This is a genomic window from bacterium (assembly GCA_019637795.1).
Lineage (GTDB): Bacteria > Desulfobacterota > Binatia > HRBIN30 > CADEER01 > JAHBUY01.
In genome coordinates this window covers 492,904-514,956 of sequence record JAHBUY010000003.1, presented here as the reverse complement: position 1 = coordinate 514,956, position 22,053 = coordinate 492,904, and the positions used below count along the sequence as shown (strand labels likewise).

Sequence of the window (22,053 nt, the reverse complement as noted above, 5' to 3'; positions counted from 1 at the left end):
GGTCACAGGCGGTGAGAATGAGGCGAGATGACACCAGAGAACCTGCGGCTGCCGCTTTGACGGCGGCGAGCCAGTTTTATTTGCTGCGGCCTTGCAGAAATCGCGCCGTCCGTCCGCGAACGTAGGCTGGCACCTCGGGGGTGTCAAGGAAGCGGCGGCGGCAGAGGCTGCAGATGACGCGTGCCCGGGGGCAGCGATGAGGTTTCACCGACTCCGCGACATCACCGCCGCCGACCGTCGCGGGCACCTGCGATGGGCGGTGCGCGTCCGCTGGCTGGCGATCGGCGGCTTCTCGGCCCTGACGCTGCTCGGCTGGCGGATCGGGCTGCTGCCCGATCCGTGGCCGCCGTTCGTCATCGGCGGCGCGGCGGCGGCGGTCAATGCCCTGAACCACTGGTGCGTCGAGCGGGGGCGGGGCCTCCGCCGCGTGACCACGCTTGCCCTGACCGCGGACGTGGCGTTGATCACCGCGCTCATCCTCCTCACCGGCGGAGCGCACAGCCCGTTCGTGATGCTGTACGTCGTGCAGGTCGTCGCCACCGCGTTGCTGGTCGACCTCTGGATCGCGGCCCTCGCCGCCGTGGCGTCCGCCGTCGCGATCACCGCGGCGCTGTGGTGCGGGCTGGCGGTGGCGGCGCCCGCCGGGGCGCGCGAGGATCCGGCGGCCCAGATCGTCTGGGGACTCTTCCTCTTCTACTGCCTCGGGCTGCTCACCTTCCTCGGCGGCTACATCGCCGAGGCGCTGCGGCGGAGCGAGGGGGACCTGGACGCCGCGCAAGCGGTCCTGCGGGGCACCCGCCACCGCCTGCGCGAAGCCGAGGCGCAACTGGTCCACGCGGAGAAGATGCGGGCGCTCGGGCAGTTCGTCGCCGGCATCGCGCACGAGCTCAACAACCCGCTCGGCTTCGTCGCCGCCAACCTCGACGCGCTGCGCCGTGCCGTCGCGGCCTTCGAGGCGATGCTCGACGCCTATGCGGCCGCGCCGCTGCCGGCGGCGGCGCAGGCGGCCCTGGCCGAGCGCGGCGAACGCGCGCGCCTCGCCTTCTGGCGCGCCGAGCTGCCGGTGGTGGTCGAGGACTGCGCCGAGGGGGTGCGGCGGGCGGCGGACATCGTCGCCGCGCTGCGGGTGTTCGCCCGCGCCGACCGCGGCGAGACATGGACGGCCGTCGACCTGGACGCGCGCCTCGAGCGCGTCCTGTCCTTGCTCCGCCACCGCCTCGGGTCGGGCATCGTCCTGCACCGCGAACGCGGATCGTTGCCGCTCGTCGAATGCCTCGCCGGCCAGCTCGATCAGGTATTCCTCAACGTCCTCGCCAACGCGATCGACGCCGTGGCCGGCGCCGGGACGATAGCGGTGCGCACCCGCCTCGCGCCGCCGCGCGCCGTCGTCGAGGTCGCGGACGACGGACCCGGCATCGCGCCGGAGCTGCGCGACCGCCTCTTCGAGCCGTTCTTCACGACCAAGCCGGAAGGACAGGGCACCGGGCTCGGCCTCGCCGTGTCCTACGGCATCGTCGAGCGCCACGGCGGGACGATCGCCATCGACTCGCCGGCGACCGGCGGCACCACCGTCACCATCGCGCTGCCCCTGCGTCGACCCTCGTGAGATGGCGCGCACCAGGCGCTGACGCCCGCGCGGGCATCGGCCGGTCCGCGCGCCGCCGCTCCGCCACGGCCCGCGCCCCGCGTCACGGCACGTCGCGCCCTTGACCCCTCGCGCGTGGCGCCGATAATGCGGCGGCGGGTGAGCACGCGGTGATGCGGGGTCAGCAGCGGGCACGACGGGTGACGGTCGAGTGGGTGTCCGCGATCGCGGCGACGCTCCTCGGGTGCCTGATCGCGAACGCCGCCGGCGCCGCCGCCACCTTCACGGTGCCGCCGGCGCTGCGGCCGCAGGTCGACTTCTGGATCGCGATCTTCGCGACCTACAGCCGCTACCAGGACGTGATCCACGACACCGAACACCTCGACCGCGTCTACAGCGTGCTCGACTTCCGCGAGCTCGCGGCGCAGGGCGCCAGCGGCGGACAGATCGACGGCCTGATGCGCGCCCAGGAGGACGCGGAGAAGCAGCGCGTCCGCGCCATGCTCTACCGCCTCCAGGACGACCCCGACCCGGCGACGCTCAGCGCCGAGGAGCTGCGCCTGCAGGCGCTGTTCGCCAGCGATCCGTCGCCGACCAAGTACCTCGACGCCGCCGCGTCGGATCGCATCCGCGGCCAACGCGGGCTCCGCGAGCGCTTCGCCGAGGGCATCGCGATCGGCCACGCCTACTTCCCGTACATGGAGGAGATCTTCCGCCGCAACGGCGTGCCGGTCGAGATCACCCGCCTGCCGCTCGTCGAGTCGACGTTCAACATGAAGGCGTACTCGAAGGTGGGCGCGGCCGGCGTGTGGCAGTTCATGCCGGGGACGGCGCGCCATTTCATGCGCGTCGACGACGTCGTCGACGAGCGGCTCGACCCGTTGGTCGCCACCGCGGCGGCGGCGACGTTCATGCGCCAGAACTACGACCGGCTCGGCACCTGGCCGCTGGCGATCAAGGCCTACAATCACGGACCGGGCGGCATGGCGCGGGCCGTGCGCGACACCGGCACGACCGACATCGCCACCATCATCCGCGACTACAAGGGGCCGGCGTTCAAGTTCGCGTCGCGCAACTTCTACCCCGAGTTCCTCGCCGCGCTGCACGTCGAGCACAACCACCGCAAGTACTTCGGCGAGATCGAGCTGCACCCGCCGCTGCGCACCGAGACGGTGGAGCTGTCGAGCCCGATGTCCATCACCAGCGCGGCGCGCTGCGCCGATGCGGACGTGTTCGCGGTGAGCGACCTCAACCCCAGCCTGTTGCCGCCGGTGCGCGCCGGCCGCGCCGCCATTCCCTCCGGCTACAGCCTGCGCCTGCCGGCCGGCGGCGCGGCGCGCTTCCGCAGTTGCGCCGTCGCCCTGCCGGCGTCGGACATGGCGCGCCGCGCCACCGAACGGCGCAACGTGGCGACCCGCGGGCGCACCGCGTCGACCGCTCGCGTCCACCGCGTTCAGCGCGGCCAGACGCTGGCCGCGATCGCGGCGCGCTACGGCTGCACGATCGATCAGATCCGCCGCGGCAACAGCCTCAAGTCGGGAGCGGTGCGCACCGGCCAGTTGCTGCGCATCCCGCCCTGCTGACGCGTCCGCCGACCGTGGCGCCGCGCCCGGGACACTAGGTCGACATCCGCTCCAGGTCGGACCGCAGAAACGTCGTCTTCAGCCGCTGGCGCTCGTACGGTGGGCAGCGGACGATCTTGGCGAAGATGCCGGCGGCGTGCAGCGCGTCCTCCCAGCCCGCCTTCTGGTCGTGGCCGAGCACGATGAGGTCCGGGTTCGCCCGCCGCACCGAGGCGATGAAGTCGTTGCGCGCTCCAACGAACGCCTCGTCGACCAGGCGCAGCGCGGCGACGAGCGCGCACCGCTCGCGCTGGGTGTGATGCGGCGGCCGGTGCTTGATGCGGCGCACGCTGTCGTCGCGCGCCACGACGACGCTGAGGTGGACGCCGGGCCGGCCCTGCCGCCGCGCCATCGCGGCGCCGCGCCGGTGCGCGTGCTCGAAGAGGAACAGGTGGCCGCGATGCAGACCGTCGAAGGTGCCGCCGACGAAGACGCGCACGGGGTCGGCAGGGCGCGGCGCGCCGTCGCGGGACTGGGTCACGCGGCGTCGTTTACCAGACGCGGCCAGCGTCGGACAGAGCACCGGCTGGGGCTCGGTGCGGCCTGGCGATCGCGCTCCGTCGCCCGCGTCGGAACCGCGGACTGGCCACTGACGTTCCAGGTTGGTAGCCTCGCGCCAGATCCCCTCCGATCCCGTCTCCGTCGCGAGAACGCGCGTGGGCCCGCGGCGGCCCATCCCGACTGTATGCAGCGCCCGACCTTGATCGTTCACGGCGGGGCCGGCCCGTGGCCGGCCGACCTGCTCACCGCCGCCGTCGCCGGCTGTGGCGAGGCAGCGGCGGCCGGCTGGGCGATCCTCGCCGCCGGCGGCAGCGCCATCGACGCCGTCGAGGCCGCGGTGCGGTTCCTGGAGGACGACCCGCGCTTCAATGCCGGCGTCGGATCGAGCCTCACCGACGCCGGAACGGTCGAGATGGACGCCTCGATCATGGACGGCGCCAGCGGCCGCGGCGCCGGCGTCGCCGGGGTGACGACGATCCGCAATCCGGTGCGGCTGGCGCGCACGCTACTCGTGGAAGGTCGCCACGTGCTCGTCGCCGGCGCCGGCGCCGAACAGCTCGGCCGCGCTCACCGACTGCCGGCCGTGCCGCCGGAGAGCCTGGTGACCGCGGTGCAGCGCCGGCGCTGGAGCGACCGGCTCGCCGGCCAACCGGGGACGGTGGGCGCGGTCGCCTGCGACGCCGCCGGGCACGTCGCGGCGGCGACCTCGACCGGCGGCCTGCGCGGCAAGCGCGCCGGGCGCATCGGCGACAGCGCGGTCATCGGCGCCGGTACCTATGCCGACGACCGGGCCGGCGCCGCGTCCGCCACTGGCGACGGCGAAGCGATCCTGCTCGCCGGGCTGACGCGCGCCGCGGTCGATGGGGTGCGCGCCGGTCGCGACCCCGCCGCGGTCGCCGCGGCGTTGGTCCGCGACCTGACGGGTCGCGCCGTCGAGGCCGGTCTGATCCTCGTCGATCGCTTCGGGCGCGCCGCCATCGCCCACGGCGCCGACGCCATGCCGACCGCCCAGCGATCACCGGTGGGGCGAGCTTGAAGCGCCAGGAGGTGTCTGGTTGATATGAGCGCGCACGAACACATCGACCGCGCGGGCCCGCGAGCCCGCGCCCACGCGGCCTGGGAGGCCGATCACGGTCACGAGGAGGAGGGTGTACATCATGGCGAAGAAGGCGTCCGCGAAGTCGGCCAAGAAGCCCGCCAGGAAGCCGGTCCGCGCCAGCAAGCCGGCGCCGAAGACGGCGGCCAAGAGCGCGCCGAAGTCCCGCGCCGCGAGCGCCGCGAAGTCGGCCAAGTACCAGCAGTCCGGCGCGCCCTGGTGGAAGCAGTTCCTGTGATCCGCTCTGTGCGACCGTGCCATGGCGCCGCCGCGATCGCGCTGCTGAGCCTGCTGCTCGCCGCGCTGCCGGCGCACCGCGCCGGCGCGACGGTGGTGGTCGCCAAGGACTTCAGCGCCCTCTGCCGCGAGGCCGAGCTGATCTTCGTCGGCACGGTCGCCAGCGTCCAGTCCCGCTGGAGCGATCCCCAGCAGCAGGCGATCGAAACGGTGGTGACCTTCACCGATCTCACCTGGCTGCGCGGCGGGCCGCAGGCGCAGATCGCGCTGCGCTTCGCCGGCGGGGAGATGGACGGCCTGCGCGAGGCGGTCGCCGGCGTGCCCGAGCTGGCGGTCGGCCAGCGCCGCGTCGTCTTCGCCCACGCCGGGCACTTCGTCAGCCCGATCGTCGGCTTCAACCAGGGGTTGTTCCGCGTCGTCGACGGCGCCGACGGCCCGGTGGTGCTCGATGCCGAGGGCAAGGCGGTGACCGGCATCGGCCGGGCCGCGCTCCAACGCGGCGCCGCCGACGACCGCGGCGCGGCGCTGCCGCTCGACACCTTCCTGGCGCGCGTCCGCGCCCAACTGGCGGAGCCGACGCCGTGAGGCGGGCCGCGTCCCTCGCGGCGGTGGCGCTGATCGCGGCGACCGCCGCCCCGGCCTACGAGCTGCTGCGCGTCAACAACAACCCGTGCAGTCGCGGTGACCAGAACCTGTTCTGGCGCGACGCCACCGTGTCGGTGGCCGTCAACCTGTTGCCGGAGCCGCAGCGCGGCCTCGCCGACCAGGCCCGGCAGCGCTGGAACCAGAGCCTGCGGCGCTTTCGCTTCGGCGTCGGCAACGGGCCCGCCTGCGCCCGCGACGGCATCGCGACCCTGACCATCGCCGACACGCCGTGCGGGCAGGCGAGCTTCGGCGACGCCCTGGCGATCACCCGCAGCTTCTGGATGGCGAACGGCGAGCTCGTCGATGCCGATGTGACCTTCAACGCCAACTCGTTCCTCCTCGCCGACAACGCCGCCTTTCTGCAGGTCGCCATGCACGAGCTCGGTCACGTGCTCGGGCTCGACCATGCCGACGCCTGCGGTGCCGACGGCACGGGCACGCTGATGCGCTCCCGCCTGGTGCCGCCGCGGCTGGAAGCGCCGCAGGCCGACGACGTGTCCGGCGCCGAGGCGATCTATCCCGGCGGCGGCGGTGGCGGCGGGGGTGGCGGCGGCGTGCCGGAGGGCGCCAACAGTTGCGCGATCGTCCCTGGCGCCGCGAGCGCCTGGCCGTTGCTCGGCGCGGCGCTGTTGCGCCTGCTGCGGCGGCGCCGTGCCCGACACCCCGGCCGGCGACCGCGCAGCGCCGCCGCCGATCCGGATTGACGGCACTCGCCTCATCCTCTACACACGTTCAAAGCAGGACGGGGTGCTCGGCGCGTTTCCCGGAAATTCGCGGCATCCCAGGGACGTTGGAAGTCAGGTCCCGTCAGCGCGACGGGCTTCAGCGTCGGAGGCGAGATCGGACGGTCCCCTGCTACCGCACCACGCCTGCGACAGATCACCGCTGCGACCGCGAACGGCGCAGCCGCGAGAGATCGACGTGAACCGCACCCCAGACGACGGCAGCGCGCCGGTCGCCGAGACGACCGGTCCGGACGCGGCGCGATCCGACACCCCGCAACGCAGCGGCCATCGCCGCCGCCGCCGCCGCCGCCGTTCCGACGGGCAGCGCGCCGCCGAGGCGCGCGAAACGCTCGGCCCGGTCGAGCAGGCGGCGCGCCGCCTCGGCATCACCCGCCTGTATCCCGAGCAGGAGCAGGTGATCCACAACGCGCTCGCCGGCACCGACTCGCTGGTGGTGCTGCCGACCGGCTTCGGCAAGTCGGCCTGCTACCAGATTCCATCGATGATCATGCCGAAGCCGGTGGTGGTCATCTCGCCGCTGCTGGCGCTGTTGCGCGATCAGCACGAGAAGCTGCTCAAGCGGCGCATCCCGTGCGTCCGACTCGACGGCACGGTGCGCGGCAAGGCGCGGCGCGAAGCGCTCGACACGATCGCCCGCGGCGGCTCGCTGCTGGTGATGACGACGCCGGAAACGCTCGGCTCGGAGGAGGGGCGGCAGGCGCTGCGGGCCTCGGGGGTGAGCCTGGCGGCGGTCGACGAGGCGCACTGCATCTCGGAGTGGGGCCACGACTTCCGCCCCGCCTATCTGCAGATCGGCGAACGCCTGCGGCAGCTCGGTGGGCCGCCGATCCTGGCCCTCACCGCGACGGCGACCACCAACGTTCGCGAGGACATCGTCCGCTTCCTCGGCCTGCGCAGCCACGCCGTGGTCGCCGGCTCGCCGCATCGCGCCAACCTGGCGTTCGAGGTGCTGCACAGCCGCGGCGACGCCCGCCTGCGGGCGCTGATCCGCTTCGCGCGCCGCCTGCGCCGTCCGGGCATCATCTACTGCACGACGACGCGCGAGGTGGACAACGTCTATGCGGCGATGCAGATGCTGCGCATTCCCGCCCATCGCTACCACGGCAAGATGGCGGCGGGAGAGCGCGATCATCAGCAGGAGATGTACATGAAGGCCGGCCGGCGCACCGTCATGGTCGCCACCAGCGCCTTCGGCCTCGGCATCGACAAGCCGGACATCCGCTACATCGTTCACTACCAGTCGCCGGCGTCGCTCGAGCAGTACGTGCAGGAGGCCGGCCGCGCCGGCCGCGACGGGCAAAAGGCGAACTGCATCCTGCTCTACGACGAGGACGACCGCGCCATCCACGAGGCGTTGCTGCAGAAGAGCCGCGTGCGTCCCGACCAGTTGTACAAGCTCGGGCGCGCGCTGGCGGCGTGGGCCGCGGAGAACCGCACGCCGCAGCTCGAGGCCCTGGCGCTGTCGGCGGGGCAGGGGCCGCGCATCACCGGCGCGCTGCTGGCGGTGCTCGAGGAGGCCGGGCTGGTGTCGCTGGCCGAGGACGGCGCGATCCACATTCTCGAGCCGGCGGAGTCGGTCGAGGAACGCTCGCGCAGCCTCGCCGGCCAGTTCGAGACCCTGCGCACCCAGGACGGGCGGCGCATGGACTCGATCTCCGAGTACGCTCTGACCAGCGAGTGCCGCGCCGTCCTGTTGCGCCGCTACTTCGGCGAGCAGGATGGCACGCCCTGCGGCCTCTGCGACATCTGCCGCGGTCGGCCGGAGCGGCCGTCGAGCTTCTGGGAGCCGATCGCCCAGCCGGAGCGCAAGAAGAAGAAGCGCAAGCGCTCGAACCGCAAGCGCAACAAGAAGAAGGGCGGGGCGGCGGTGACGCCCGACGTGCTGACCGCGCCGCTCGAGTCGATCGATCACGGCGCCGAGGCGCTGCTGCCGATCGACGAGTTGCCGCTGCCGCTCGACGACTGACCGCGCGTGTCGCGTTCCCTTCCGAGGATCCGCGGCGGCGCCGCGCTGCTGGTGCTGTGGGGCGCCAGCGGCTGCGATTCCCCGGCGACGTCGGCGCGCACCGTCTCCGGCCCGCCGCCGGTGCACGTCGAGTTGGCCGCGGTCCAGCAGACGGCGATCCGCGACACCGTCGACCTCGTCGGCCAGCTCGACGCCGAGGAATCCGTGGTGCTGAAGCCCGAGACCTCCGGCGTCGTCGCGACGGTCTCGTTCGAGGACGGCGACGCGGCGCAGGCCGGCCAGGTGCTGCTGCAGCTCCGCGACGGCGAGCAGCGGGCCCGCCTGCACGAGGCGGCGGCGCAACTGAAGCTGGCGGAGGACGAGCTCGCCCGCACGCGCGCGCTGGCCGCGCGGCAGACCGTGTCCGCCGCCGAGCTCGACCGCGCCTTCGCCACCGCCGAGGCGGCGCGCGCCCGCCGCGACCTGGCGCAGGTCGAGCTCGACCGCATGACCATCCGCGCGCCGTTCGACGGCCTGCTCGGCGCCCGCCAGGTCTCGCCCGGCGACCGGGTGAGCAAGACGACGGCGCTGGTGCGCATCGATGCCGTCGACCGCCTGCGCCTGCTCTTCAGCGTGCCCGAGCTGGCGGTGACCGCGATGCGCGTCGGCTCGCCGGTGGCGCTGTCGGTCGCCGCCTATCCCGAGGAGCGCTTTGCCGGCGAGGTGTATTTCGTCGCGCCGGCGCTCGACGTCGCCAGCCGCCGGCTGCCGCTGCGGGCGTGGATCGGCAACGAGGACCATCGCCTCCGCCCCGGCATGTTCGCCAACATCCGCCTCGAGGTGGCGCGGCGCGACGACGCGCTGGTGATTCCGGAAGCGGCGCTCGCCTACGACGCCGACGGGCCGTTCGTCTGGCGCGTCGGCGCCGGCGACGCCGCGCAGCGCGTCCCGGTGGCGATCGGCATCCGCCAGGCGGGGCAGGTCGAGGTGACGAACGGGCTCGCCGCCGGCGACCACGTCGTCGCCGCCGGCACCCACAAGGTCGCGCCCGGCGCCGTCGTCCGCGACGTGCCACCGCCGCCGCCCGCGGCGGCGACGTCGCCCGGCGGCGGAGCGGCCGAGTGAAGCTCTCGCAGACGTGCATCGAGCGACCGGTCCTCTCGACCGTCCTGTCGATCGTGATCGTCCTGTTCGGGGCGATCGCGCTCTCGCGCCTGGCCAACCGCGAATACCCGGACGTCGATTCGCCGGTGGTCGCGGTGACCACGGTGCTGCCCGGCGCCGCGCCGGAGGTGATCGAGACCTCGGTCACCCAGCCGCTCGAGGATCAGCTCATCGCCATCGAAGGCGTGCGCCACCTCACCTCGCTCAGCCGCGAGCAGGTGTCGCAGATCACGGTCGAGTTCGAGCTCGACCGCAACGTCGACGAGGCCGCCAACGACGTGCGCGACCGCGTCGCCCGGGCGCGCAGGAAGCTGCCCGACGACGTCGAGGAGCCGGTGGTCGCCAAGCGCGAGGCCGACGCCAGCCCCATCCTCTGGCTGGCGCTCTTCGGCGACCACACCTCGCAGCTCGCGCTCTCGACGCTCGCCGAGACGCAGATCCAGGATCGCCTCGCCAAGCTGCCCGGGGTCTCCGAGGTGATCATCGCCGGCGAGCGGCGCTATTCGATGCGGGTGTGGATCGACAACTCGCGCCTCACGGCGCACGCCCTGACCATCGCCGACGTCGCCGCCGCGCTGCAGCGCGAGAACGTCGACATCCCCTCCGGCCGCGTCGAGAGCGTCGACCGCGAGTTCACCCTGCGGACCCTCGGCGAGCTGTCGACCGCGCCCGACTACGGGGCGGTGACGATTGCCGTCGTCGACGGCGCGCCGGTGAAGCTGCGCGACGTCGCCCGGGTCGAGGTCGGTCCCCAGGATGAGCGCAAGCTGGTGCGTTTCAATGGCAAGCCGGCGGTGGGCCTCGGCATCGTCAAACAGTCGAAGGCCAACACCCTCGACGTCGCGGCCGCGGTGAAGGGCGAGCTCGCCGCGATCCGCGCCATCCTGCCGGAGGGCGTGCGCATCGACACCGCGTTCGACACCTCGATCTTCATCGAGCGCTCGCTGCGCGACGTCCGCGAGTCGATCTTCGAGGCGATGGCGCTGGTGGTCGTCGTCATCTTCCTCTTCCTGCGCTCGCTGCGCGCGACGCTCATCCCGTCGGTGGCGATTCCGATCTCGCTGATCGGCACCTTCGCCGTCCTCTACTTCGTCGGCGCGTCGATCAACACGCTCACGCTGATGGGTCTGACGCTCGCCATCGGCCTGGTCGTCGACGACGCGATCGTCGTGCTCGAGAACATCAGCCGCTGGGTCGAGCTCGGGCTGCCGCCGATGGACGCGGCACGCCGCGGCATGGAGGAGATCTCGTTCGCGGTGGTCGCGGCGACGGTGTCGACGATCGCCGTGTTCCTGCCGCTGGCATTCCTCAGCGACAAGACCGGGCTGTTGTTCCGCGAGTTCGGCATCACGGTCGCCACCGCGGTGACGATCTCCGGCTTCGTCGCGCTCACCCTGTCGCCCATGCTCTGCGCCCGCGTGCTGCGTCACCACGCCGCCGAGCACGGCATCAAGGCGCTGCTGGCGCGCGGCTTCGACGCCCTGGCCGGGGGCTATGCCCGGGTGCTCCGGGCGACGGTCGCCCGGCCGCTGCTGCCGATCGCCATCGGCGTCGCCTGGGTGGCCGCCGGCGGCGTCCTCCTCCAGATCGTGGCGCGCGAGTTCATCCCGATGGCCGATCGCGGCGGCCTGCGCATCTTCTCGCGCGCCCCGGAGGGCAGCACGATCGACTACACCGATCGCTACCAGCGCGCCGTCGAGGCGCAGGTGCTCACCTATCCGGAGATCGACCGCGCCTTCTCCGTCGTCGCCCTGGGCATCGGCACCCCCGGCCTGGTGAACGAAGCCGGGATCTTCGCCAACATGACGCCGTGGGAGTCGCGCACGCGCTCGCAGATGGCGATCGTCGACGAGCTGCGCGGCAAGCTGGCGGTCATCGGCGGCATCCAGGCGTTTCCCGCGAACCTGCCGGCGCTCAGCAACGACGCCGGGGTCGCGCCCATCTCGCTGGTGCTGCAGGGGCCGGACGTGACACGCCTGTCGCGCTACGCCGACCAGATCATCGCCAGGGCGCGCGCCATTCCCGGGTTGGTGAACCTGCAGAGCGACCTGTTGCTCAACAAGCCGCAGATCGAGGTGCGCATCGACCGCGACCGGGCCAGCGACCTCGGCGTGTCGGTGCGCGAGATCGCCCGCGCGCTGCAGATTCTCTTCGGCGGTCTCGACCTGACGACGTTCAAGCTCGCGGGCGAGACCTACGACGTCATCGCCCAGCTCGGCCGGCTGGACCGCTCCAACCCGCGCGATCTGTACAACGTGTTCGTGCGCGGCAGCGGCGGGGCGCTCATCCCGCTCGCCTCGGTGGTGTCGGTGACGGAGACCGTGGCGCCGCGCGGACTGCCGCACTTCGATCGCTTCCGCTCCGCCACCATCGGCGCCCATCTGGCGCAGGGCCTGCCGCTCGGCACCGCCATCGAGCGCATCCGCGCCATCGCCGACGAGGTGCTGCCCGAGGGCGAGGGGTACCGCTACACCTTCGCCGGCGAGTCGGAGGACTACTTCGAGTCGGGCAACGCGCTCGCGTTCGCCTACGTCCTCGCGGTGCTCGTGATCTACCTGGTGCTGGCGGCGCAGTTCGAGAGCTTCGTCCACCCGTTGACGATCCTGGTGGCGGTGGCCCTGTCGTTCACCGGCGCCCTGGTGTCGCTGCAGATGACCGGCGCGACGCTGAACCTGTTCAGCGAGATCGGGCTGGTGATGCTGGTCGGGCTGGTCACCAAGAACTCCATTCTCATCGTCGAGTTCGCCAACCAGTTGCGCGCCCAGGGGCTGACGCTGGTCGAGGCGACCCTCGAGGCCGCGCGGACGCGCTTCCGCCCCATTCTGATGACCGCCCTGGCGACCATCGTCGGCATCATTCCCATCGCCCTCGGCTCCGGCGCCGGCGGCGAGGCCCGCGCGCCGCTCGGCATCGCCGTCGCCGGCGGCATGCTCTTCTCGACCATCCTGACCTTCCTGATCGTGCCGGCCACGTACGTCGCCATCGAGCGCCTGCGCGCCCGCCCCACCCGCGCCACCGCCCTCGCCGACGCCACGTAGCCGCGGCAGCGTCGCCGCGCCTACCACTCCCGGCGCGGCGTCGGCGCAGCGAGTCCGCGCCGTCATTGCGGCGGTCCCGCGCAGGGCGCTAGCTGCCGCCATGCACTGCGTCCTCGCGGTCGATGACGAGCCGGCGAACCAGCGGGCGGTGCGGCGGGTGTTGGCGGACGACCATGAGGTGCTGGTCGCGAGCAGCGCCGCCGAGGCGTTGGAGGTGCTGGCGCGGGCGCCGGTGGCCCTGGTGATCTCGGATCACCGCATGCCCGGCATGACGGGGGCCGCCTTTCTCGCCGAGACGGCGGCGCGGCATCCGGCGGTGATCCGCGTCGTGTTGACCGGCTATCCCGAGGTCGAGCTGCTGCTCGACGCCATCAACCGCGGCCACGTCTATCACTTCCTCACCAAGCCGTGGCAGGCGCACGAGCTGTGCCAGGTGGTGCGGCGCGGGCTCGACGCCTGGGAGGCCGCGGCGGAGCGCGGACGCCTGCTCGACGAGCTCCGCGCCGCCTGCGGGCGCGCCGAGCGCGAGGCGGCACAGCGGGCCCGGATGCTGGTGCTGGCGGCGCACGAGCTGGGGACGCCCGTCCACCTGCTGCTCAACGCCCTCGCGCTGCTGCGCGAGCGACCGCTCCCGCCGGACACGGCGCCGTGGTTCGCGATCGCGGAACGCGCCGCCGACTGGCTCGCCGCGGGCGCGGCGCAGTTGCACGCCGGCGCCATCGCCGGCGGCGCCCGGGCGCTGGTGGTACGGCCGCAGGCGGTGGCGCTGCGGCCGCTCGTCGACGCCGCCGTGGCGGCGATCGCCACCGCCAGCGGCCGTCGCCTGACCCTGGGCGCCAGCGGCGCGGCGACGGCGGTGGCCGATCCGCACTGGGTCGCGTCGGCGCTGGCGGCGCTGCTCACCAACGCCGTGCGCAGCACCCCCGACGGCGGCACCGTCGCCGTCCACCTGGCGGCCGCCGACGACGCGGTCGAGATCGCGGTGCGCGACACCGGCATCGGCATCGCCGCCGAGCACCTGCCGCACATCTTCGAGCCCTTCTCGACCGCCGGGGGCGATCTGCTGCTGCACAGCTCCGGGCGCTGGGCGTTTGGGGCGCGCGGGCTCGGGATCGGCCTGGCGACGGTGCGGGCGATCGCGGAGGCGCACGGCGGCCGCGTCGCGGTCGAGAGCGCGGTCGGTCAGGGCAGTTGCTTCCGCCTGCGGCTGCCAGCGGCGCGCGGCTAGCCGCGCTCGGAGCGGACGCGTACACTGCCGGGCGTGTCGACCTCCGAGTCCCACCCGTTGCGGTGCACGCACTGCGGCCGGCCGGTGCGCGGCACCCAACACACCCGAACCGACTACCGGGTGGACTACTACGCCCTGCACGGCGGCCACGGCGAGGTGTGCGCCCTGGTGGGCGACTTCGCGCACCACGACACCACCTTCATCCGCCTGCTCGACCACTACGAGGTGATCTCCTGCGCCGAGTGCTATCCGTTGCCGGCGGTGCAGGCGGAGCGCGAGCGCCTCTTCCGCCCCGAGGCTGGCGCCGGCGACGAGGCGGGTGAGCCATGAGCGACGACTCGTTGCAGGTCTTTCCCGGCGAGTACGTGTTCAAGATCTTCGGCCGGCAGTCGCCGACGTTCGTGGAGCGGGTCTCCGCCATCGTCTCGGCGACGTTCGGCGCCCTCCCTGCCGAGGCGGTGACGGTGCGCGCCTCGAGCGGCCAGCGCTACCTCAGCGTCACCATCACGGTCTGGGTCGACCACCGCCGCCAGCTCGAGGCGGTCTACGGCGAGCTGAAGGCGGAGCGGGAAGTGCTGCTCTACATCTGAGCGGCCAGGCGTCAGCGGCGCCACGTGCGGCCGCGGCAACCCGTCGCGCGCCGCCAAGCGATCGCGGCGACCGTCCCGAACGCGGTCGTTGTCGCTTCCACGGCCCTTGGCTATAAGCAGGGCTCCACTTCCATGGAACGCGCACTAACCGAGGAGTCCAGCCGGCGGATCGATCCGCGCGGGCGGGGGCGGGGGCGAGGCCTGCTCCTGCTCGAGGCGATCGGCACCCTGATCGGCGATTCGGGCGATCTGCGGGGCACCCTCGAGCGCATCGTCGCGCTGGTCGCGGAGCGCCTGGACATGGAGGTCTGCTCGATCTACCGCTACGACGCCGAGGCGAAGCGGCTGCACATGGTGGTCACGCGCGGCCTCGATCCCGGCTCGGTGGCCGCCGTCAGCATGGGCATCGACGAAGGGCTCACCGGGTTCGCCATCCAGAAGGGCGAGCCGGTGATGGCGATCGATGCCCTGGCGCACCCGCGCTACAAGTACTTCCCGGAGACCGGCGAGGAGCGGTACCACTCGTTCCTCGGCGTGCCGATCGTCGACCGCCGCGAGGCGCTCGGGGTGCTGGTGGTGCAGACCTCGCGCCGGCGCCGGTTCACGCGCGATGAGGTGCGGCTCATGAAGGCGGTCGCGGTGCCGGTCGGCGGGCTGCTGACCCAGCTCCGCCTGCTGGAGAGCCTGGAGAGCAAGGAGGAGGAGCGGCGCGGCTACCAGCGGCGGATGCTCGACGCGATCAAGAAGCTGCAGGCCTACGAACGCCGCCAGGTGCCGACCGGCGAGGCGGAGACGGCCACCGCCTCGCGCCTGGTCGGCGTGCCGGCGGCGCCGGGTTTCGGCATCGGCCGCGCGCACCTGCTCGAGTCGGAGGTCAGTTTCGCCAGCATCCCGCGTCGCAAGCCGCGCTCGGCGCGCAAGGAGCGCGAGCGCTTCCACGCCGCGATCGCGCAGTCGGTGCAGGAGATCGAACGCATGAAGGCGCGCGTGCAGCGCTCCTTCCCGGAGATCGACGCGGCGCTGTTCGACGTCCAGCAGATGATGCTCACCGACACCACCTTCGCGCGCCGCGTCGAGCGCCACATCAGCGGCGGGTCGAGCGCCGAGGTGGCGCTCGAGCGGGTGGTGACGGCGATGGTGGACGAGTTCGCGCGCCTCGCCGACCCGTACATGCGCGAGCGCGCGGTCGACGTGAAGGACATCGGCCAGCGCACGCTGCGCAACCTGCTCGGCGTCGCCGAGCGCGACCGCTCGTTCGCCAGCGCCGTGGTGCTGATCGCCGAGGAGCTGACGCTGTCCGACATCCTGCTCATCGAACCGGAGCTGCTGAAGGGCATCGTCATGGGGGCCGGCGGCGCGACCTCGCACGCCTCCATCCTCGCCAAGTCGCTGGAGATCCCGACCGTCGTCGGCGTCGAGCGCCTGGCCGAGATCCACGAGGGCGAGCACCTGATCATCGACGGCAACGCCGGCACGATCTACGTCAATCCGAGCGGCGACGTCCTGCGCGAGTACGGGCGGTTGAGGAACGAGTACGCCGCCTTCAACCGCGAGCTCGACAGCCTGCGGGCGCTGCCGGCGGTCACCCGCGACGGCTGCCGGATCATGATGGGCGCCAACATCGGCCTGCTCGGCGACCTGCCGCTGGCGCACCGCCATGGCGCCGATCGCATCGGCCTCTACCGCACCGAGATCGCCTTCCTGAGCCACCGCGACTTCCTCAGCGAAGAGGACCAGGTGACGCTCTACGACCGCATCGCCGAGGCGGCGCAGGGCCTGCCGCTGACCGTGCGCACGCTCGACCTCGGCGCCGACAAGTACCCGCCCTACCTGCACATCCCCGAGGAGCGGAATCCGTTCCTCGGCTGGCGTTCGATCCGCGTCTCGCTCGAGCTGGCCTCGGTCTTCAAGACCCAGTTGCGCGCCATCCTGCGCGCCAGCCCGCGCGGCCCGCTGCGCATCATGCTGCCGATGATCTCGAGTCTCGAGGAGCTGCGTCGCAGCAAGGAGCTGATCGACGAGGCGAAGGCGGAGCTGCGGCGCGAGGGCGTGGCGTTCGATGCGAGCATCCCGGTCGGCATGATGGTCGAGGTGCCGTCGGCGGTGCAGTTGGCCGATCGCTTCATCGAGGAGGTCGACTTCTTCAGCATCGGCACCAACGACCTGATCCAGTACCTGCTGGCGGTCGATCGCAACAACCGCAAGGTCGCCTCGCTCTACGAGCCGCTGCACCCGGCGGTGCTGCGGGCCGTCGCCTCGGTGGTGCGGGTCGCCGACGCCGCCGGCAAGCCGGTGTCGCTGTGCGGCGAGATGGCGGCCGACCCGGTGTGCACGCTGGTGCTGATCGGCATGGGGCTGCGCGACCTCAGCATGAGCGCGTTCTTCGTGCCGGTGATCAAGCGGCTCATCCGCTCGGTGGACATCGCCGCCGCCGAACGCGTCGCCGCCCACGCCCTCACCCTCGACACCGTGCGGGAGGTCAAGCGCTGCGTCTTCGAGCAGATGCGCGCGCTCGACGTCATCGATCTGATGGAGACGTACCATTGAAGACGGCCGTCAGGGGGTTGGGCTGTCGGCCCTCAGGGGTCGCCGGCCGCAGATGATGTCCGACCTCAGGACCCCGAAGAGCTAACAGCCCAACAGCGTAACAGCCTCAGGACGCCGACATGCGCATCGCTCTCGCTCTCTTCGCTCTGCTGCTGACCGCGGCACCTCTCCGTGCCGCCGACCTGACGCCGGAGGAAACGGTCAAGCAGTACCTGACCGCCTTCAAGGCCGGCGACTTCAACCAGGCCTATCCACTCGTCACCCACGCCATGGCGCAGAACAAGTCCAAGGAGGACTGGGTGAAGGAGCAGCAGTGGATGATGCAGATGGCGGAGGTGAAGATCTTCGAATTCCACGTCTACCCGGGGAAGGTGGAGGGCCAGACCGCCTACGTGCCCAACGTGCTCAGCTCGCAGGACAAGTTCCTCAACCAGCTCGGGGTGGTCGAGCACGAGCTCTACACCCTGCTCAAGGAGGAAGGCCGCTGGAAGATCAACCAGCAGCAGATCGTCGAGCGCAGCGATCTGGCGAAGTGGTTCCCGAAGGACGTGGTCGACGGCAAATGAGGCGATCCGCCCGCGGCGGACGGCGGATCGCCGCGCGCTCGTCCACCCGGGCTCCGGGCGACGCCGCTGGCGGAGTCCTCCGGCCGGCCGGCCGTCGTCAATTCCCACGGTTTTCTTGACACCTGTGATAGCGCCCCGGTAGGACCTGCCCATTTGCACAGGGGTCCAGACGGCCGTGGCGCGGCAACCGGCCGACAAGGGGGTTTCATGCACAGGTTCGGGCCGTTGGCCTGCTGGGTGGCGGTGTTGGCGCTGAGCAGCGTCGGATGCCACCAGGAAGTGCCGGAAGACATTCCCTCCGCGGACACGCGCAAGATCACGATCGCCGACCGCTTCTATGACGTCGTCGCGCTCGACGACAAGCAGACGATCGTCGTCGGCTACGCCGGCAAGATCCTGCGCACCGACGACGGCGGCTACACCTGGGCGCTGGTCGCCAGCGGCACCGACAAGGCCCTCTACGGAGTCAGCTTCCCCGACAGGAGCAACGGCTGGATCGTCGGCCAGGACGGGCTGATCCTGCACTCGAGCGACGGCGGCCGGACCTGGACCCGGCAGCCGACCGCCGTCCCGGTGTACCTCTTCGCGGTGAACTTCGTCGATGCCACGCACGGCTGGGCGGTCGGCGACAAGGCGACCTACGTCAAGACCAGCGACGGCGGCGCCACGTGGACCGCGGGCAAGATCGGCAGCGACGAGAAGCTGACCGCCGACGAGGCCCTGCTGGCGCAGGAGCCGGTGCTCTATGGCGTGCGCTTCCTCGACCCGACGACCGGCTGGGTGGTCGGCGAGTTCGGCAACATCTACCACACCACCGACGGCGGCGCGTCGTGGCGCACCCAGCAGGAGAGCCTGATCGGCGCCGAGGGCACCTTCGACGCGCTCGACATCCCGACCTTCTTCGGCGTCTCCTTCGCCGACGCCACCACCGGCATCACCGCCGGCCTCGAAACCAGGATCGCCCGCACCACCGATGGCGGCGCGGTGTGGAAGTTCGACGACACCGCGATCGCCGACTCGACCGGCGATCCGCTCTACCAGCCGTTCCTCTTCCCCGACGCCACCGGCTGGGCGGTCGGCGCCGCCGGCACCGTGCTGCAGCGCATCGAGCCGGGCGCGCCCTGGAAGCGCGTGTCGCTCGGCATGGAAGTCAACACCTGGCTGCGCGGCGTGCACTTCCGCGACAAGAACGACGGATGGGTGGTCGGCGGCTACGGCCTCATCCTGCACACCACCGACGGCGGCGCGACCTGGCTGCCCGCCCTCGGCTGAGCGACGGGACGAGGTAGGAGGAACCATGGCCCTCGACTACGAGGTTCCCAAGGACAAGCGGCTGCTCTACTGGCTCGGCGACAAGCTCATCGACTATCGCCATCCCGTCTCGATCATCGTCATCCTGGTCACCGCGCTGTTCGCCTACTGGGCCTTCCAGTTGCGGTTGGTCACCAGCTTCGGCGACCTGCTGCCGCAGGAGCACGAGTACATCCAGATCCACAACCGCTTCTCCGGCTCCTTCGGCGGCGCCAACAACATCATGGTGATGCTCGAGGTGAAGGACGGCTCGATCTTCAACCCGGAGACGCTGAACAAGATCTGGCGGATGACCGAGGGCCTCGACAAGGTCTACGGCGTCAACCACAACCAGATCGATTCCATCGCCCACCGCACCGTCCGCTACCTGAAGGTGGCCGCCGGCGGCACCATGCGCGCCCAGCCGGTGATGACCGGCGAGGTGAAGACGCAGGAGGAGGCGAACTTCATCCGCCGCAACGTCCACAACTCGGAGAACATCTACGGCCTCCTCGTCTCGCTCGACGACAAGGCGGCGTTGATCCGCGCCAACTTCATCGAGGGCAAGCTCGACTACCGGCGCATCTTCGAGGAGGTGAACGCCAACGTCGTCGACCCCTTCGGGGACGAGAACACCACGATCTACGTCGCCGGCGAGCCGCGGCTGTACGGCTGGGTGTACAACTACGCCGGCGACGTCTTCTTCATCCTCGTCGTCACCTACTGCATCGAGTGGGTGCTGCGCTGGATGTACTTCCACGACTGGCGCGGCGCGCTGCGTCCCACGATCACCGGCCTGATCGCCGCGTTCTGGGGGCTCGGCTTCATCCACCTGATCGGCCTGGCGCTCGACCCGCTGATGCTGGTGATGCCGTTCCTCATCACCGCCCGCGCCGTCAGCCACGCCATCCAGATGCACGATCGCTACTACGAGGAGTTCGAGAAATCGGGCTGGCACAAGCGACGGGCGATCGTCGCGTCCTTCGGCGAGCTGTTCGTGCCGACCCTCTCCGGCATCTCGACCGACGCCTTCGGCGTCCTGGTCATCCTGCTGGTGCCGGTGATCATGCTGCAGAAGCTGGCGATCACCGCCTCGTGGTGGATCCTCGCCATCACCATCTCGGAGATGCTGCTCAATCCGATCGTCTACTACTACCTGAAGGCGCCGGAACCGGAGCTGGTGATCCTGCGCGAGCGCGGCGGCTTCCGAAAGCTCATCAACCGCTTCGTGCAGCGCCTGCTGACCCCGACCGGGATGACGGTGACCGTGGTGGCGTGGCTGCTGGCCACCAGCGTCGCCGTCTACTTCGTGCGCGGCCTGACCATCGGCGACCCGACGTCGGCGTCGCCGCTGCTCTTCCTCGACTCGCCCTACAACGTCTCGCACAAGAAGATCCAGGACAAGTTCGGCGGCGTCGAGCCGCTGATCATCGTCGCCGAGGGCTACGACCGCGACGCCATGAAGGAGCCGAAGATGCTCCGGCGCATGGAGGAGTTCCAGCGCGTCATGGAGCGCGACCCGAGCATCGGCTACAGCTTCTCGCTCGCCGACATCATCCGCGCCGTCAACGGCGTGTTCCACGAGTCGGAGCCGAAGTGGGGCGTCATCCCCAATAGCTGGGTGGACGTCGGCGGCCTCTTCTTCATCTACTTCTCCGGCTCGCCGCCGACGGAGACCGCGAAGTACGTCGATCCCAGCTACACCACCGCCCACGTCACGTTCTTCTGCAAGGACCACAAGGGGCAGAACATCCGCCGCATCATCCACCGCGCCAAGCAGTTCATCTACCGCTCGCAGCTCTCCGACCTCGGCATCGCGGTGGCCGAGCAGAACGGCCAGGTGGTGATCACCGAGGTCCAGGGCGCGCAATGGGAGAAGGCGGGCCCGTCGTGGGTGTCGAGCGAGCACGAGAGCGCCGAGGGGCCGTTCCGGCCGGGCGACGTCATCACCGGCATCGGGCGCAACGAGGTGACCGACATCGAGAGCCTGCGCGTCGCCCTCAACAAGCAGAGCGCCAACAAGACGCTGCTCGACTTCAAGCTGACGCGCGACGGCGGCCCGGTGGTCGAGACGGTGCTGGTGCCGTGGAAGGCGGCGTTCAAGCTCGCCGGCGGCCTCATCGGCACCCTCGCCGCCGCCAACGAAGAGCTGGTGAAGAACGACGCGCTGATGAACTTCCTCGGCTTCTTCACCATGTGGATGATCATGCTGTTCACGTACCGCTCGTTCGCCGCCGGCCTCTACCTGCTGGCGCCGCTGGCGCTGTCGAACGTCATGGTCAACGCCTACATGGCGGTGAACAACATCGGCGTGAACATCCACACCCTGCCGCTGGTGACCGTCGGCCTGGGCTTCGGCATCGACTACGGCCTGTACATCGTCAGCCGCACCATCGAGGAGATCCGGGTCCGCGGCGATCTCAGGGACTCGCTGCGCGAGGCGCTCGAGACCTCGGGCAAGGCGGTGACCTTCACCGCCGCGACGATGGTCATCAGCACCGTCTTCTGGATGACCTCGAACATCCGGTTCAACGCCGAGATGGGCCTGCTGCTGGCGATCTGGATGGCCATCAGCTACGTCGGCTCGCAGACCCTGACGCCGGTGCTCATCCTGCTGTTCAAGCCGCGCTTCGTCATGCGCGAGGCGCATCGCAGTCCGGAGCTGGTGGCGGGCACGCGCCCCGGCGCCGGCGCCGCGCGCTGAGGAGACGATCATGGAACTCGGCATGTGGAGCTCGATCCTCATCGTCACCGGCTTCAGCTTCGTCGTCATCTTCCTCGACGAGTACGTCCTCAAACCGTGGCGGCATCGGAAGTGGGAGCGCCTGGCCGAGTCCGGCGATCCGGAGGCGCAGGAGCTGCTGCGCATCGCCAAGTCGGCGAAGGTCAGCGACGAGTGAACGGCGGCGCCGCGGCGCGCCACGGGTCGAGCATGTCGTTGGTGCGCGCGGCGCGGATCGCCGCGGTGACGCTCGCGCTGCCCTGGCTGGCGCGCCTGTCGCAGCGGGTCGGCGAGGCGAGCGGCAATCCCCCCGTCGAGGGCATGTCGTGGGCGCTCGGCGTCCTGGCGGTGCTGTTCGCGCTGCGCGCCCTCGCCACCGAGGTCAGCCGCGGCGCCGAGGCGAACCGCATCAAGGACCTCCAGTGGGGGCTCGCCGCCGGCTGTCTGATCGCCGCCCTGGGGCGGGCCGGGGTGCTCGGCGGCTGAGCGACGGGCTGAGGGCGCCGCGTCGCCGGCGGCCTGTTGCATGGG

At 71.4% G+C, this 22,053-nt stretch carries 19 protein-coding genes; 18 read left to right on the top strand and 1 reads right to left on the bottom strand.

The genetic code is table 11. The annotated features are described in order from the left end of the window. Window positions 1–196 precede the first annotated feature (196 nt). Both KF840_12200 and KF840_12195 read left to right on the top strand, forming a co-directional pair. Window positions 197–1,606: a hypothetical protein gene (locus KF840_12200; GenBank protein ID MBX3025659.1), complete on the top strand. Its 1,410-nt coding sequence runs from the start codon at window positions 197–199 to the stop codon at window positions 1,604–1,606. A gap of 152 nt (window positions 1,607–1,758) precedes the next feature. Further along, a complete protein-coding gene (locus KF840_12195; GenBank protein MBX3025658.1) occupies window positions 1,759–3,168 on the top strand; it encodes a transglycosylase SLT domain-containing protein in 1,410 nt (469 codons plus the stop codon). 34 nt (window positions 3,169–3,202) lie between these two features. On the opposite strand, the gene KF840_12190 is transcribed toward KF840_12195, so the two are convergent. Continuing rightward, the gene (locus KF840_12190) at window positions 3,203–3,688 is read right to left on the bottom strand and encodes an adenylyltransferase/cytidyltransferase family protein (protein MBX3025657.1); all 486 of its coding nucleotides are present in this window, start codon (window positions 3,686–3,688) and stop codon (window positions 3,203–3,205) included. Window positions 3,689–3,892: 204 nt separating this feature from the next. Between KF840_12190 and KF840_12185 the strand changes: the two genes are divergently transcribed. From KF840_12185 to KF840_12110, 16 genes are all read left to right on the top strand, one after another. Further along, the gene (locus KF840_12185; GenBank protein MBX3025656.1) at window positions 3,893–4,744 is read left to right on the top strand and encodes an isoaspartyl peptidase/L-asparaginase; all 852 of its coding nucleotides are present in this window, start codon (window positions 3,893–3,895) and stop codon (window positions 4,742–4,744) included. 121 nt (window positions 4,745–4,865) lie between these two features. After that, window positions 4,866–5,042 (top strand): hypothetical protein, encoded by a 177-nt coding sequence (locus KF840_12180; protein MBX3025655.1) that lies wholly within the window; start codon window positions 4,866–4,868, stop codon window positions 5,040–5,042. 8 nt (window positions 5,043–5,050) lie between these two features. Further along, entirely contained in the window at window positions 5,051–5,626 is a 576-nt protein-coding gene (locus KF840_12175; protein ID MBX3025654.1) for a hypothetical protein, read from the top strand. Beyond that, window positions 5,623–6,390, top strand: coding sequence for a matrixin family metalloprotease (locus KF840_12170; protein MBX3025653.1), 768 nt, complete (start codon window positions 5,623–5,625; stop codon window positions 6,388–6,390). The genes KF840_12175 and KF840_12170 overlap by 4 nt, the downstream gene beginning before the upstream one ends. Window positions 6,391–6,607: 217 nt before the next feature. Next, window positions 6,608–8,398, top strand: coding sequence for an ATP-dependent DNA helicase RecQ (locus KF840_12165; protein ID MBX3025652.1), 1,791 nt, complete (start codon window positions 6,608–6,610; stop codon window positions 8,396–8,398). A gap of 6 nt (window positions 8,399–8,404) precedes the next feature. Continuing rightward, the gene (locus KF840_12160) at window positions 8,405–9,502 is read left to right on the top strand and encodes an efflux RND transporter periplasmic adaptor subunit (protein ID MBX3025651.1); all 1,098 of its coding nucleotides are present in this window, start codon (window positions 8,405–8,407) and stop codon (window positions 9,500–9,502) included. Next, window positions 9,499–12,579, top strand: coding sequence for an efflux RND transporter permease subunit (locus KF840_12155; protein MBX3025650.1), 3,081 nt, complete (start codon window positions 9,499–9,501; stop codon window positions 12,577–12,579). Before KF840_12160 ends, KF840_12155 begins: the two co-directional genes overlap by 4 nt. Before the next feature lie 100 nt (window positions 12,580–12,679). Beyond that, window positions 12,680–13,807, top strand: a complete 1,128-nt coding sequence (locus tag KF840_12150; GenBank protein MBX3025649.1) for a response regulator — start codon at window positions 12,680–12,682, stop codon at window positions 13,805–13,807. Window positions 13,808–13,840: 33 nt separating this feature from the next. Next, complete coding sequence (locus KF840_12145) at window positions 13,841–14,137, top strand: hypothetical protein (GenBank protein ID MBX3025648.1); 297 nt, start codon at window positions 13,841–13,843, stop codon at window positions 14,135–14,137. Beyond that, entirely contained in the window at window positions 14,134–14,397 is a 264-nt protein-coding gene (locus KF840_12140) for a DUF493 domain-containing protein (protein MBX3025647.1), read from the top strand. The genes KF840_12145 and KF840_12140 overlap by 4 nt, the downstream gene beginning before the upstream one ends. Window positions 14,398–14,529: 132 nt before the next feature. Next, window positions 14,530–16,944, top strand: coding sequence for a phosphoenolpyruvate--protein phosphotransferase (ptsP, locus tag KF840_12135; GenBank protein ID MBX3025646.1), 2,415 nt, complete (start codon window positions 14,530–14,532; stop codon window positions 16,942–16,944). A 119-nt stretch (window positions 16,945–17,063) separates the two neighbouring features. Beyond that, window positions 17,064–17,510: a DUF4878 domain-containing protein gene (locus KF840_12130; protein MBX3025645.1), complete on the top strand. Its 447-nt coding sequence runs from the start codon at window positions 17,064–17,066 to the stop codon at window positions 17,508–17,510. A 207-nt stretch (window positions 17,511–17,717) separates the two neighbouring features. Continuing rightward, a complete protein-coding gene (locus tag KF840_12125; protein ID MBX3025644.1) occupies window positions 17,718–18,782 on the top strand; it encodes a hypothetical protein in 1,065 nt (354 codons plus the stop codon). 25 nt (window positions 18,783–18,807) lie between these two features. Next, window positions 18,808–21,504: an MMPL family transporter gene (locus tag KF840_12120; protein ID MBX3025643.1), complete on the top strand. Its 2,697-nt coding sequence runs from the start codon at window positions 18,808–18,810 to the stop codon at window positions 21,502–21,504. 10 nt (window positions 21,505–21,514) lie between these two features. Continuing rightward, window positions 21,515–21,700, top strand: a complete 186-nt coding sequence (locus KF840_12115) for a hypothetical protein (protein ID MBX3025642.1) — start codon at window positions 21,515–21,517, stop codon at window positions 21,698–21,700. Between the two features lie 32 nt (window positions 21,701–21,732). Next, the gene (locus KF840_12110) at window positions 21,733–22,008 is read left to right on the top strand and encodes a hypothetical protein (GenBank protein ID MBX3025641.1); all 276 of its coding nucleotides are present in this window, start codon (window positions 21,733–21,735) and stop codon (window positions 22,006–22,008) included. The last annotated feature ends 45 nt before the right edge of the window (window positions 22,009–22,053 follow it).